This window comes from Catellatospora sp. NPDC049609 (assembly GCF_040675365.1).
Classification (GTDB): domain Bacteria; phylum Actinomycetota; class Actinomycetes; order Mycobacteriales; family Micromonosporaceae; genus Catellatospora.
This window is the reverse complement of the sequence record NZ_JBFAOU010000009.1, coordinates 47,513-60,586: the sequence shown is the minus strand read 5'-3', so window position 1 is coordinate 60,586 and position 13,074 is coordinate 47,513. Positions and strand designations below refer to the sequence as shown.

At 72.8% G+C, this 13,074-nt stretch carries 13 protein-coding genes; 7 read left to right on the top strand and 6 right to left on the bottom strand.

What is annotated here, in order from left to right:
- The first annotated feature begins 82 nt into the window (after nt 1-82).
- Nucleotides 83-592, top strand: coding sequence for a hypothetical protein (locus tag AB0J67_RS04495; protein ID WP_363476159.1), 510 nt, complete (start codon nt 83-85; stop codon nt 590-592).
- Nucleotides 592-1,134 (top strand): RNA 2',3'-cyclic phosphodiesterase, encoded by a 543-nt coding sequence (gene thpR, locus AB0J67_RS04490; protein WP_363476157.1) that lies wholly within the window; start codon nt 592-594, stop codon nt 1,132-1,134. Before AB0J67_RS04495 ends, thpR begins: the two co-directional genes overlap by 1 nt.
- Nucleotides 1,135-1,253: 119 nt before the next feature.
- Here the strand turns inward: thpR and AB0J67_RS04485 are convergent, their stop codons facing one another.
- The 5 genes from AB0J67_RS04485 to AB0J67_RS04465 form a co-directional block, all read right to left on the bottom strand.
- Nucleotides 1,254-2,240 carry an aldo/keto reductase gene (locus tag AB0J67_RS04485; RefSeq protein ID WP_363476155.1) on the bottom strand — a complete coding sequence of 329 codons (987 nt, stop codon included), beginning with the start codon at nt 2,238-2,240 and terminating at the stop codon, nt 1,254-1,256.
- 78 nt (nt 2,241-2,318) lie between these two features.
- On the bottom strand, nt 2,319-3,329 hold the full coding sequence (gene sepH, locus AB0J67_RS04480; protein ID WP_363476153.1) for a septation protein SepH: 1,011 nt from the start codon (nt 3,327-3,329) through the stop codon (nt 2,319-2,321).
- A gap of 162 nt (nt 3,330-3,491) precedes the next feature.
- The gene (locus tag AB0J67_RS04475) at nt 3,492-4,940 is read right to left on the bottom strand and encodes an acyltransferase family protein (RefSeq protein WP_363476151.1); all 1,449 of its coding nucleotides are present in this window, start codon (nt 4,938-4,940) and stop codon (nt 3,492-3,494) included.
- Between the two features lie 164 nt (nt 4,941-5,104).
- Nucleotides 5,105-6,229 carry a phosphoserine transaminase gene (gene serC, locus AB0J67_RS04470; RefSeq protein WP_363476149.1) on the bottom strand — a complete coding sequence of 375 codons (1,125 nt, stop codon included), beginning with the start codon at nt 6,227-6,229 and terminating at the stop codon, nt 5,105-5,107.
- 419 nt (nt 6,230-6,648) lie between these two features.
- Nucleotides 6,649-7,752: a citrate synthase 2 gene (locus tag AB0J67_RS04465; RefSeq protein ID WP_363476147.1), complete on the bottom strand. Its 1,104-nt coding sequence runs from the start codon at nt 7,750-7,752 to the stop codon at nt 6,649-6,651.
- A 260-nt stretch (nt 7,753-8,012) separates the two neighbouring features.
- Here AB0J67_RS04465 and pdxH point away from each other — a divergent pair, with 260 nt between their 5' ends.
- The 5 genes from pdxH to AB0J67_RS04440 all read left to right on the top strand — a co-directional run bounded on the left by pdxH (nt 8,013) and on the right by AB0J67_RS04440 (nt 11,900).
- A complete protein-coding gene (pdxH, locus tag AB0J67_RS04460) occupies nt 8,013-8,678 on the top strand; it encodes a pyridoxamine 5'-phosphate oxidase (RefSeq protein WP_363476241.1) in 666 nt (221 codons plus the stop codon).
- Nucleotides 8,679-8,702: 24 nt separating this feature from the next.
- The gene (locus AB0J67_RS04455) at nt 8,703-9,626 is read left to right on the top strand and encodes an aldose 1-epimerase family protein (RefSeq protein WP_363476145.1); all 924 of its coding nucleotides are present in this window, start codon (nt 8,703-8,705) and stop codon (nt 9,624-9,626) included.
- 2 nt (nt 9,627-9,628) lie between these two features.
- Nucleotides 9,629-10,288, top strand: coding sequence for a nitroreductase family protein (locus AB0J67_RS04450; RefSeq protein WP_363476143.1), 660 nt, complete (start codon nt 9,629-9,631; stop codon nt 10,286-10,288).
- Nucleotides 10,289-10,324: 36 nt separating this feature from the next.
- Complete coding sequence (locus AB0J67_RS04445) at nt 10,325-10,618, top strand: type II toxin-antitoxin system VapB family antitoxin (protein WP_363476141.1); 294 nt, start codon at nt 10,325-10,327, stop codon at nt 10,616-10,618.
- Nucleotides 10,619-10,739: 121 nt separating this feature from the next.
- Nucleotides 10,740-11,900: an acyl-CoA dehydrogenase family protein gene (locus tag AB0J67_RS04440; RefSeq protein ID WP_363476239.1), complete on the top strand. Its 1,161-nt coding sequence runs from the start codon at nt 10,740-10,742 to the stop codon at nt 11,898-11,900.
- A gap of 78 nt (nt 11,901-11,978) precedes the next feature.
- Here the strand turns inward: AB0J67_RS04440 and AB0J67_RS04435 are convergent, their stop codons facing one another.
- A complete protein-coding gene (locus AB0J67_RS04435; RefSeq protein ID WP_363476140.1) occupies nt 11,979-12,914 on the bottom strand; it encodes a CDP-alcohol phosphatidyltransferase family protein in 936 nt (311 codons plus the stop codon).
- Nucleotides 12,915-13,074: the final 160 nt, after the last annotated feature.

Below are 13,074 nucleotides of genomic sequence, written 5' to 3'. Positions count from 1 at the left end.
CGAGGTGGCGGCGCAAGCACTATTGGGCATAGGGTCGGTGGATGTGGCGACCGAAAGCGCTCTTCCGCTCACTCTCGGAGTGATGGCGCTCGTCGGGATGCCCGCCGCCATCGCCGCGGTGATCTGTGCCGACGACGTGGTCACCCACGTACGCAGCAGGGCCGGGCAGGTCCGCGACTCGTGGCACGAGCAGCGCACCCTGGACCGGCTCGAGCGCGCGTTCGCCCCGGCCCCGCCCGCCGGCCCGCCGTGGGTCGCCGCGGCCCGGGTCGCCGGGGTCGCCATCGGCGCCGCCCGGGAGAGCATGGTCCTGTTCGCCGCGCAGCGGCTCAACGCCGTCGGCCTCGCACCGGACTGGCTGCCGCAGCCCGCCCCGGCCGGGTCGCCGCTGGTGCCGTTCGAGGAGATCGTCGACCGGCTGCGCCTGCTGGACCGTGACGACATCCGCTACGACCAGGCGCTGCGCGACGCGTGCCAGTGCCTGGGCATCGACGAGCACCTGACCGAGGTGGCCGGGCTCGACCTGCAGATCGAGCGGGTCCGGGTCGAGGGCGCGCTCATCGCCGCGGGAGTGGTCCTCACGGAGGGCTGATGCGCCTGTTCGTCGCCGTCTTCCCGCCGCCCGTGGCGGTGGACCACCTGGCCACCGTGGTGCAGGGCCTCGCGGTCGGCCGGGCCGGGGCACGGGTCGGCGCGACGGATCGCTGGCACCTGACCCTGGCGTTCCTGGGCGAGGTCCCCGACGAGTCGGCCACCGCCGCCACGCTGGCCGTGTCCGCCGTGGACGGCCCCGTCGGCGAGCTGTGCTTCCGGGGCGGCGGCAAGTTCGGCCACGGCCGCTCCACGGTCCTCTGGGCGGGCGTCGACGGCGACCTGGCCGGCCTGACCCGCGTCACCCGTGCGGTCCGCCGCGAGCTGCGCGCCCGCCGCCTGCACCCCGACGACAAGCGCTTCACCCCGCACCTCACCATCGCCCGCCCCGGCGACCGCGTCCCCCGCCCCGCCCTGGCCGCCGACATCGAGACCCTGCGGCAGTACGCGGGCCCCGCCTGGCCGGTCGCCGAGCTGGTCCTGGTCCGCTCCGAGCTGGGCCCCCACCCGCGCTACACCCCCCTGTCCCACCACCCCCTCTGACCCCCCCGCCCGTCCCGCCGCCAAGATCGCGTCGATCTTGCGCGAACTGTTGCCCATCTGTCCGGATGGTGCGTGTCGTACCCACAGTTCCCGCAAGATCGACGCGATCTTGGGAGGGGTTACCAGGCCCAGGCTTCGGGGCCGGGGCCGCCCTTGCCTACGGGCGGGAAGAGTTCGTCGAGGCGGGTGAGGGTGTCGGTGTCGAGGGTGACGGTGAGGGCGCCGAGGGTGGCGTCGAGCTGCTCGACGGTGCGCGGGCCGATGATGGGGGCGGTGACGCCGGGGCGAGAGAGCAGCCAGGCGAGCGCCACGTCGGCCGGGTCGGCGTCGAGGGACTCGCACAGCTTCTCGTACGCCTCGATGGTGGCCCGGTGCTCGGCGAGCGCGTCGCCGGCGCGGCCCTCGGCGGCCCGCGCCGCGGTGCCGTCCTTGAGCTTGCGGATCGCGCCGCTCAGCAGGCCGCCGTGCAGCGGCGACCACGGGATGACGCCCACGCCGTACTGCTGCGCGGCGGGCAGGACCTCCAGCTCCACGTGCCGGGTGAGCAGGTTGTAGATGCACTGCTCGGCGACCAGGCCGAGGAAGTGGCGCTGCTTGGCGGCCTCCTGGGCGGCGGCGATGTGCCAGCCGGCGAAGTTGGACGATCCGACGTAGAGCACCTTGCCGGCGGCGACCAGCGTCTCCATCGCCTGCCAGATCTCGTCCCACGGCGTCTTACGGTCCACGTGGTGCATCTGGTAGAGGTCGATGTAGTCGGTCTGCAGGCGGCGCAGCGAGGCGTCGGCGGCCTTGACGATGTGCCGGGCGGACAGGCCCTGGTCGTTGGGCCAGTCGCCCATCTTGCCGTACACCTTGGTGGCCAGCACGACCTTGTCGCGGCGGCCGCCGCCCTGCGCGAACCAGCGGCCGATGATCTGCTCGGTGACACCCTCGCCGAGCTTCCAGCCGTACACGTCGGCGGTGTCGAAGAAGTTGATCCCGTGCTCCAGCGCGCGGTCCATCATGGCGTGGCTGTCCGGCTCGGACGTCTTCGGTCCGAAGTTCATGGTGCCCAGGCAGAGCCTGCTGACGGTCAGGCCGGTGCGGCCCAAAGTGGTGAACTCCATGAAACCCGACCCTATCCCGGAGATCACCCGTTCACATGATCACGGCCGCCTCGATCGAGGCGGCCGGGACCGGGCGGGTCAGTTCTCGCGGGCCGCCGGTGCGCCGCCGAAGAGGACGTCGTCCCAGCTGGGCAGGCGCTTGCGCGGCTTCTCGCCGTTGCCGGCGGCCGGGGTGTCGGTGGCCTGGCGGCGCGGGCGCAGCACGGCCAGCGACGGCACCGCGGGCACTTCCTTCGGCGCGTCGGCGTCCTCGTCGAACGCGCTGCCCTGCCCGCCGATGACGGCGCTGGCCGGGCGCTGCCGCGGCGTGTCCGAGGGCACGTCGAGGCCGCGGCCGGGGCCGCTGCCCAGGGGCCGGTCCATCGCCGCGACGAGCGCGTCGCGCCCGGCCCGGATCGGGTCGCGGCCGGGACGGCGCGTGGCGTCGGTCGGCGTGGGCAGGCCGTGCCCGCTGCGGCTGGGCGCCGGGGTCTGCCCGGCGGTCGGGTCCTGGCCGAGGATCTGGGTCGGACGCTCGGCGCACAGGTACTGCGCCATGTCGTCGTGCGGGGAGACCGACTGGCGGTTGCGGTCGAGCTCCCAGATCGCCTGCGCGGTGGCCTTGCCCGAGGGCCAGGTCGCCACGACGCGCCAGGTGCCGTCGTCGCGCCGGTACGCATCCCAGGAGATCTTCTCCGTGTCGATGCCGTGCTGGGCCAGCCGGCCGTCGACGACGTCGGCGAGGGTCGCGCCCTTGTCGGAGTTCTTCAGCCGGGTGCGGCGCGCGTGCTGGGCCAGCATGGCCCGCTCCTGCAGCACCGGCCCGGCGTAGCGCAGCACCCGGTCCACCGGGACGCCCGCGATGCGCGCGACGTCGTCGGCGCTCTCGCCGGAGCGGATGCGCGACTGGATGTCCCGCGGGGACAGCACCGTGGCGTGGTCGAACGGCACCGCGGCGATGGTCACCGTGTGCGCGCCGGAGCCGCGGTCGGGGTGCGTCGCCGAGGTGACGCGATCGTCGATGGGCAGCGCGAGCAGACGACCGACCTCGTCCGCGAGGACGAGCGCCTGGCCGTCTTCGGAGAGGGCGACGAACCTTACGGGTCGCATCGCTGACCTCCGTCCCCTGTGCCGGTCCATACCGGGGCTGCCGGGGGGAGTGCCCGGCCACGGTATGACGTTCCCAAGAGAACACCGTACGCGTTGATGCCACACCCGCGCACCCGCCACGCCGAGTCTGACGACACGCTCACATTCGTGTCGCGTTATATGTCATCCTTTGCGGACCGCCGCGAGGGAGGCGTTCAGGCCGCTCCGGAGCCGCCGGCCGGCCGGGCGCTCGACGTAGCGGTGGATGAGCCAGGCCGCGCCGAGCATCACCGCCACGATCCCGGCCAGCAGGAGCCAGTGCGGCACATGCTCGCGCAGGCCCAGGATCAGCGTCTGGCCGATGGCCTGGTGGATCAGGTAGAGCGGGTAGGTCAGGCAGCCGGCCGTCACCAGCCACCGCCCGCCCACGCGGGCGAACGCGCCGAGCGCGATCGCGGTCATCAGCGCGAAGCAGCCGGTCACCGCCGCCGCCACGCTCCACCAGCTCAGGTGGAAGTGCTCCAGCGCCGGGTAGCTGGCCAGCCGGTACAGTGCCAGCAGCCAGTTCACCCCGACCAGGCCCCACAGCAGCAGGTTGCCGCCGAACCGGTGCACCAGGAACAGCGCCGTGCCCGCGACGAAGTACGGCGCGAACTCCGGCACGATCATGTTGTCCACCCAGCGCAGGTCCCAGGTGGAGGAGAACGCGGCGACGACCGTCCACAGCGCGCAGAAGTACACGACGCGCCGGTAGGTCACCCCGAGCCACACCACGACCGCGAACAGCAGGTAGAAGCGCAGCTCCGCGCCGAGCGACCAGTACGACCAGTCCTGGTCGGTCACGCCCAGCCCGCTCTGCAGCATGGTCAGGTTGACCAGCGACTCGGGCGCAGGCAGCGGCCCGCGCAGCACCGGCCACGCGGCCAGCACGGCCGTGGTCAGCACGACGCCGAGCCAGTACGCCGGGAACAGCCGCACCACCCGGGACACCGCGAACTCGCCGAGGCTGCGCCCCCAGCTGCTCAGGCAGATCACGAAGCCGCTGACGAGGAAGAACAGGTTCACCCCGAGCCAGCCGTAGGAGGCGACGGCCGCCAGCGGGCCGAACAGGCTGCCGGGCTCGGCGCCCCACGGGCCGCGTACCAGATGGTGCGCCACCACCAGCAGCGCGGCGGCCAGCCGCAGCCCGTCGAGGACCAGCAGCCGCGACTCACGCGGCTTGCGCTCCCCGACCGCCTGACCGTCCGCCTCCCGCGTCGTCCGCTGCGGCGCCGGGGCGGCGGCGGGCGCGGTGCCGGAGGCCGGTGCGGCCAGTCCTGGTGCCGCGGCGCGGACGGTGGCGGGCACCGCGGGGGAGACGGGCCCGTCGACCGGAGCAGCCGGGGAGGCCGGCGCGTCGACGGGAGCGGTCGGGGAGACCGGGGTGTTCAGGGGCGGCGCGTGGCCGGGCAGCGTCGGGGCGCGCCGGGCCTCCGCAGGTGGCGTGACCACCCGCACGGTGCGCGCGTGCGGGCCGTCCGGCGCTCCCGGGGCGGCGGGTCGGGTGCCGGCCGGGGCCTGGGCGCCCCGGCCACCGGGCCGGACCGGGCCGCGTGCGGCGTGCGGTGTGGTCGCGTCGTGCTGCGTGGTCACCGGAGGATCCCCCTGCGCTGTTCGGGCGGGCTCGCTCCGTAGCAGTTGCCCAGCCCTGTAGCGGTCTACACGCTTATGCGCCGAAAAACCACGACCCAGCGGGGGTACGCAGCAAAAAGCGGCGGGACCCTACGGGCCCCGCCGCATCACTTGCGCGAATCGGTCTACAGCTGCTCGATGACGTAGTCGATGCTCGCCGTCAGCGCCTGCACGTCCGCCGGGTCGATCGCCGGGTAGAGCGCGACGCGCAGCTGGTTGCGGCCGAGCTTGCGGTAGGGCTCGGTGTCGACGACGCCGTTGGCGCGCAGCGTCTTGGCGATCGCGGCGGCGTCCACGTCGTCGGTGAAGTCGATCGTGGCGACCACGTTGGAGCGCAGCCCCGGGTCGGTCACGAACGGCGTCGCCACCGGTGACTTCTCCGCCCAGCGGTAGATGATCTCGGCGCTCTCCGCGGTGCGCTGGGTCGCCCAGGCCAGGCCGCCCTGCGCGTTCATCCAGTCCGTCTGCTCGGCGGCCAGGAACACCGTGGCCAGCGCCGGGGTGTTCAGGGTCTGCTCCAGCCGCGAGTTCTCGATGGCGGTGACCAGGTCGAGGAAGGCCGGGATGTAGCGGCCGCCCGCCTTGATCTCCTCGGCGCGCGCGATGGCGGCCGGCGAGAGGATCGCGATCCACAGGCCGCCGTCCGAGGCGAAGCACTTCTGCGGGGCGAAGTAGTACACGTCGCTCTGGGTCAGGTCGACCGGCAGGCCGCCCGCCGCCGAGGTGGCGTCGTGCAGGATCAGCGCCCCCGCGTCGGCGCCCTCGACCCGGGCCACGGGCACCGCGACACCGGTCGACGTCTCGTTCTGCGGGATGCCGTACGCGTCCACGCCCTCCTCGGCGACCAGGAACGCGGCGCTGCCCGGCTCGCCCTTGTGGACGGTCGGCGCACCCAGGAACGGGGCGTCCTTGACGGCCTTGGCGAACTTCGCGCCGAACTCGCCGAAGGTGGCGAACTGCGCCCGATCCTTGATCAGCGAGAACGCGGCCACCTCCCAGAACGCGGTGGTGCCGCCGTTGCCGATGATCACCTCGTAGCCCTCGGGCAGGCCGAAGAAGTCCGCCAGGCCCTGGCGGAACCGGGCGACCTGGTTCTTCACCGTCTTCTGCCGGTGCGAGGTGCCGAGGAAGGAGCCGGCGACCGAGCTGAGCGCCTCCACCGCCTGGGGCCGGACCTTGGACGGGCCGCAGCAGAACCGGCCGTCTGCGGGCAGGAGCTCGGCGGGGATGGTGATCGGCGTCTCGGCCATGACATCAGTCCTTCAGGCGTGTCAGTACGTGCGAGATTTCAGCGGTCCCGGCGACGCTGCCGTATGCCGCATTCTCCCACGTCAACGACCCACCTCCCGCCGCCGTCCCACCCTCTCCCCCGTGACGGTCCTCACCTCCGCGCCGCGGCCCTCGTGAGCCGGTGCGGCCCACCCGACCCACCCACCTCCGCCCGACTTTGCTCTGCACACAAATACGCACCGCCACGCCGCTGCACACCACATGCGGATCCGGATGAGCTGTCGTCGTCCGAGCACCCACAGGTCATCCGGATCGCAGGCGGGCAGGCGTGCGCGTATTTGTGTGCAGAGCAAAGTCGCCAGGGGGTGGGGTGTCGGCCCCGGCAGACGGCGAAGGGCGCCCGCGCGGTGCGGGCGCCCTTCGGCGGAAGTCGTGCGGGTCAGCTGTGCGAGATGCTGTCCCAGCCCTCGACGTCGGAGGGCTTGCGGGTGCCGGGGCCGATGTAGCGGGCCGACGGGCGCACGATGCGGCCCAGCTTCTTCTGCTCCAGGATGTGCGCGGACCAGCCGGCCACCCGGGCGCAGGTGAACATCGAGGTGAACATGTGCGCGGGCACCTCGGCGAAGTCCAGCACCACCGCGGACCAGAACTCGACGTTGGTCTCCAGCACCCGGTCGGGGCGGCGGGCGCGCAGCTCGGCCAGGGCGGCCTTCTCCAGCGCCTCGGCGACCTCGTAGCGGGCCGCGCCCAGCTCCTTGGCGGTGCGGCGCAGCACGCGGGCGCGCGGGTCCTCGGCGCGGTAGACGCGGTGGCCGAAGCCCATCAGCCGCTCGCCGCGGTCGAGCACGCCCTTGACGTAGCCCTCCGCGTCGCCGGAGCGCTCCACGGCCTCGATCATGTGCAGCACGCGGGACGGCGCGCCGCCGTGCAGCGGGCCGGACAGCGCGCCGATGCCGGAGGAGATGCAGGCCGCGGCGTCGGCGCCGGTGGAGGCGACGATGCGGGCGGTGAACGTGGAGGCGTTCAGGCCGTGCTCGGCGGCGGAGATGAAGTACGCGTCGACGGCCTTGACGTGCCGCGGGTCGGGCTCGCCGCGCCAGCGCTTCATGAAGCGCTCGACGATGGTCTGCGCCTTGTCGATCTCCTTCTGCGGCACGGCGGGCAGGCCGAGGCCGCGGGCGGACTGGGCGACGAAGGACAGCGCGGTCACCGACACCCGGGCGAGGTCCTCGCGGGCCTGCTCGTCGGAGATGTCGAGGAGCTGGCCGAGGCCCCAGTACGGCGCGAGCATGGCCACCGCGGACTGCACGTCGACGCGGATGTCGCCGGAGTGCACCGGCACCGGGAACGGCTCCGCCGGCGGCAGACCGGGGCCGAACTTGCCGTCGACCAGCAGCGCCCAGACGTTGCCGAAGGAGATCTGGCCGATCAGATCCTCGATGTCGACGCCCCGGTAGCGCAGCGAGCCGCCCTCTTTGTCGGGCTCGGCGATCTCGGTCTCGAAGGCGATCACGCCCTCCAGGCCCGGCTTGAAGTCGGACATCTCGTTCTCCCGATCTGGTGACCTGAGGTTAGGTTCAGTTCGAGCAACATCTTGCCCCGCGGGTAACCGTTTGGCGACCCGCCCCGCATGCGGCCGAAGCCACATCTTCCCGCGCGGGCGGCGCGAGGGTGCGGAATCCACGTTCCCGGCCCCCGCGCGCGGCAGGATTTCCGCTGCTGGCGAGCAGTACGTCAGGATGACTACGTGAGTTGGAGCACACCTTGAGCCACGGGCACCCCGGCACCCCCGATCTGGCCCGGATGCGGCGCGAGTACGAGTCCGCCGCGCCGCACCGCCCCGCCGTCCGGGAGGAGCCGCTGGTCGAGGAGCACCTCGCGGCGGACTGGCCGACCCAGTTCGGCCGGTGGTTCGCCGAGGCGGTCGCGGCCGGCCTGCCCGAGCCGAACGCGATGATCGTGTCGACCGCGGACGCGGCCGGCCGGCCCAGCTCCCGCACCGTCCTGCTCAAGGGGTACGACGAGCGCGGGTTCGTGTTCTTCACCAACTACGACTCGCGCAAGGGCCGCGAGGCGCTCGCGAACCCGTACGCCAGCCTGCTCTTCCCGTGGTTCGCGATGGGCCGCCAGGTGGTGGTCTGCGGCCGGATCGCGCCGGTGGACCAGCACGTGAGCGAGGAGTACTTCCGGGTCCGGCCGCGCGGAGCGCAGCTGGGCGCGTGGGCCAGCGCGCAGTCGTCGGTGCTGCCCGACCGGCGGGCGCTGGAGGAGGCGTACGCCCGTGCCGAGCAGTCCTTCCCGGCGGAGGCGGAGGTGCCGCTGCCCGAGCACTGGGGCGGCCTGCGGGTGGAGCCGGAGACGGTGGAGTTCTGGCAGGGCAGGGTCAGCCGGCTGCACGACCGGCTCCGTTTCCGCAGGACCGCCCAGACCGGTGCGGACAGGTGGATCGTGGAGCGCCTCGCGCCGTAGAAAAGCAATGTAGGGTGCGGGGTCGTGACTGATTTTCGCCCATCCGGCACCCAGTGGACGCTTGCGCGCGGCGTCCAGACCGCGACCGTCGTCGAGGTCGGCGGCGGTCTGCGCAGCTACTCGGTGGGCGGGACGGAGATCCTGGACGGGTACGCCGAGGACGAGCTGTGCCCGGCCGGCGCCGGCCAGCTGCTGATGCCCTGGCCCAACCGGATCCGCGACGGGCACTACCGCTTCGGCGGGCAGGCCCACCAGCTGCCGCTGAGCGAGCCGCCGCTGCACAACGCCATCCACGGCCTGGTCCGCTGGCTGCCGTGGCAGGTGGTGAGCCGCGACGACGCGGCCATCACGCTGGAGTGCGGGCTGGAGCCGCAGCTCGGCTACCCGTGGCGGCTGAGCCTGCAGGTCGAGTACGTGCTCGGCGACGAGGGCCTGACCGTCACCCACAGCGTGGTGAACCGTTCCGCCGACCCGGCGCCGTTCGGCCTGGGCACGCACCCCTACCTGCGCGTCCCGGACTTCGCGGTGGACGAGCTGACGCTGACCGTGCCCGCCCGCACCCGGCTGCTGGTCGACGGCCGGATGCTGCCGATCGGCGCGGCCAAGGTCGCCGGTGGCGAGTTCGACTTCACCGAGCCGCGCCGCATCGGCGCGCTGGAGCTGGACACCGCCTTCGGTGACCTGGTCCGCGACGAGACCGGCGGCTCGACGGTCAGCGTGGTCGCGCCGGACGGGCGCGCGGTGCACGTCTGGGCCGACGAGAAGTTCCACTGGTGGCAGCTGTTCACCGCGCACACGCTGACCGGCGAGCGGCACCGCCGCGCGGTCGCGATCGAGCCGATGACCTGCCCGCCCGACGCGATGCGCTCCGGCCGCGATCTGATCGAGCTCGCCCCGCAGCAGACCTGGACCGGCACCTGGGGCATCCGCCCCCAGCTGGGGGCCTGAGCGTGGAGTTCGCCGACGTCGTGCGCCGGCGCCGGATGGTGCGCAACTACGACCCGGACCGGCCGGTGCCGGCCGAGGTCGTGGAGCGGGTCCTGCGGCACGCCACGCACGCGCCCTCGGCGGGCTTCGCGCAGGGCTGGGCGTTCCTGGTGCTGGAGACGGCGGCCGAGCGCGAGCTGTTCTGGGACGCGGCGACGCCGCAGACCGGGGGCCGGTCGCGCTGGCTGGCGAACATGCGCACCGCGCCGCTGATCATCGTGCCGCTGTCGAACAAGTCCGCCTACCTGGACCGGTACGCCGAGTCCGACAAGGGCTGGACCGACCGCGACGAGGCGCGCTGGCCGGTGCCGTACTGGCACGTCGACACCGGCATGGCGGCGCTGCTGATGCTGCTCACCGCGGTGGACGAGGGCCTGGGCGCGTGCTTCTTCGGCGTCCCGGCGCAGCGGGTCGGCGCGTTCCGGCAGGCGTTCGACGTGCCGGGCGAGTACACCCCGATCGGGGCGGTGAGCGTGGGCTACCGGGCGCCGGACCACCGCTCGGCGTCGCTGCGCCGGGGCCGCAGGTCACTCGACGAGGTGGTCCACCGCGGCCGCTGGTCGGGCACCGTGGATCGGGACGGGCCGTCGGCGGGTGCGCCGGTGCTCGCCGCCGACGGTTAGTCTGGGCGCACTCGGTTTCAGAGGGGAGGGCAGAGCGTGATCTTCAAGGCGGTGCGCGACGGGCGGCCGTACCCCGAACACGGGTACACCCTCAAGCAATGGGCGGAGATCCCGCCGCGGCAGGTTTCGCTCAACCAGCTCGTTACGATCAAGCTGGAGATGGCGCTGGACCGGGTGCTGGCGGACGACTCGACGTTCTACGGCGACCTGTTCCCGCACGTGGTGCAGTGGGAGGGCGAGCTGTATCTGGAGGACGGCCTGCACCGGGCGCTGCGCGCCGCGCTGCAGCAGCGCCACCAGATCCACGCCCGCGTGCTGGTGCTCAGTTGAGCTGAGCTGCCGGCGTCCGCCTCCGGCGGACGCGGCATCCGGCCCTGGCGGCCGGATGCATGGGCCGCTCCGGATGCATGGGTCGCTTAGTCGCCGTTAAGGTGGGCGCGTGACGACTCCGGTGCTTCCTCTCGACCTGCTCGACCTGGATTCGCTGCTCACCGACGAGGAGCGGGAGATCCGCGCCGTGGTCCGGCGCCTGGTCGACGACAAGGTACGTCCGCACGTGGCCGGCTGGTACGAGTCCGGCCACGCCCCGGTGCGCGAGCTCGCCCGGGACTTCGGCGCGCTCGGCCTGCTCGGCATGCACCTGTCGGGGTACGGCTGCGCCGGCTCCTCCGCGGTGGCCTACGGGCTGGCCTGCATGGAGCTGGAGGCGGCCGACTCGGGCGTGCGCTCGCTGGTGAGCGTGCAGGGCTCGCTGGCCATGTACGCGATCTGGAAGTACGGCTCCGAGGAGCAGAAGCAGCGCTGGCTGCCCGGCATGGCCAAGGGCGAGCTGATCGGCTGCTTCGGCCTGACCGAGCCCGACCACGGCTCCGACCCGGCCGCCATGGCCACCCGCGCGCGCCGCGACGGCGACGGCTGGGTGCTGCACGGGGGCAAGATGTGGATCACCAACGCGCCGGTCGCCGACGTCGCCGTGATCTGGGCGCGCACGGACGACGGCGTACGCGGCTTCGCGGTGCCGATGGACGCGCCCGGCGTGACCGCTCGGGAGATCACCGGGAAGCTGTCGCTGCGGGCCAGCTCCACGGGTGAGATCACGCTGGACGAGGTGCGCCTGCCGGCGGACGCCCAGCTCCCGGCTGCGGAGGGCCTGCGCGCGCCGCTGAGCTGCCTCACCGAGGCCCGCTACGGCATCGTCTGGGGCGCGCTGGGGGCGGCGCGCGACTGCCTGCACACGGCACTGGACTACGCGACCACCCGCACCCAGTTCGGCAAGCCGATCGCCGGGTTCCAGCTGACCCAGGCCAAGCTCGCCGACATGGCGCTGGAGCTGCAGAAGGGCTTCCTGCTGGCGCTGCACCTGGGCCGCACGGCGGACCGGGGCGCGCTGCGCCCGGAGATGGTCAGCGCGGGCAAGCTCAACAACGTCCGCGAGGCGATCGCCATCGCCCGGCAGTGCCGCACCATCCTCGGCGCGAACGGCGTCTCCGGGGAGTACCCGGTGCTGCGCCACGCCAACAACCTGGAGAGCGTGCTGACCTACGAGGGCACCTCGGAGATCCACCAGCTGGTGCTGGGCCAGCGCCTCACCGGCCTGGCCGCCTTCGGCTGAGCCGCCGACCTCTCATGAGCGAAGCGCCGGTCCCGCTGCTCCCGCAGCACGGCCGGCGCTTCGCTCGTGAAAAGGGGATCAGTGCGCCGCCACGGTGGCCGGCTCGCCGGAGCGTGGGGCCGGGATGCGGGCCTCGGCCTGCGCCTGCAGCGACTTGATCTGGCGCGCGGCGCCGGTGGTCGAGCGGTACAGCATGTAGATGATGGCCAGCTCGAACAGGACCATCAGGCCGGTCGAGATCGCGGTGACCCAGAGCAGCGCGTCCACGGTGCCGGCGAGCGCGGCCGCGATCGGGCCGACGATGAAGACGAACATCTGGTACTCGATGCCGCTGACCAGGTGCGGGCGGATGCGGCCGGCGCGCAGCCGGGTGCGGAAGCGCATGAAGGCACTGATCGCCTTGTTGCTCTCGCCGCCGCCGAGCACCAGCATGGAGCGGTCGCCCGCGTTCGCCGCGGCCTCGTCCGGGTTGGCCGGGTCCACTGCGACCACGATGCCCGCCGCCGCGCGCGCGGCCTCGAGCTTCTCGCGGGTCTCGGTGTTCACCCGGTAGACCTGCAGCGCGTTCAGGTAGCGGAACATGTCCATGAAGTTGACCGCGAACCCGGCGGCGAGGAACCACAGGTTGTCGGTGAGCGCGTACGCGGCGATGAACAGCGCCAGCGAGCAGGCCAGCACGCGCAGCCGGTCGAAGACGTAGTCGAGCCACGAGCCGAACATCGAGCCGGTGCCGTTCAGCCGGGCGATCTTGCCGTCGATGCAGTCCAGGATGAAGCTGATGTGGAACAGCAGCGCGCCCACCAGCAGGCCGGTCGCGGTCAGCGTCGAGAAGCCGTACGCCGCGCCGCAGCCGAACAGGAAGGCCGTCGTGGTGATCTTGTTGGGGGTGATCCACCGGTACGGCGCGATGAGCCGGACCAGGTGGACGGCGACCGGGTCGACCAGCAGCACTGTCCACCAGGCGTCCCGTGCCTTGTAGGTCCGGGTCCTGATCTCGTCGACAGAGGGGCGCACGCGTGCTCCATGGGGGGTGTGGCGCAACAAGAGGGCTGATCGCAGGTTACCGCAGGTGCGACCGAACATGAACGGCGATCATCAAGGGGCCGTCTGACATGCGAGGTTCCCTGTTGTCGGGGTGGGGTAAGACAATGGACGGCAGCCCCACAGGGCACCG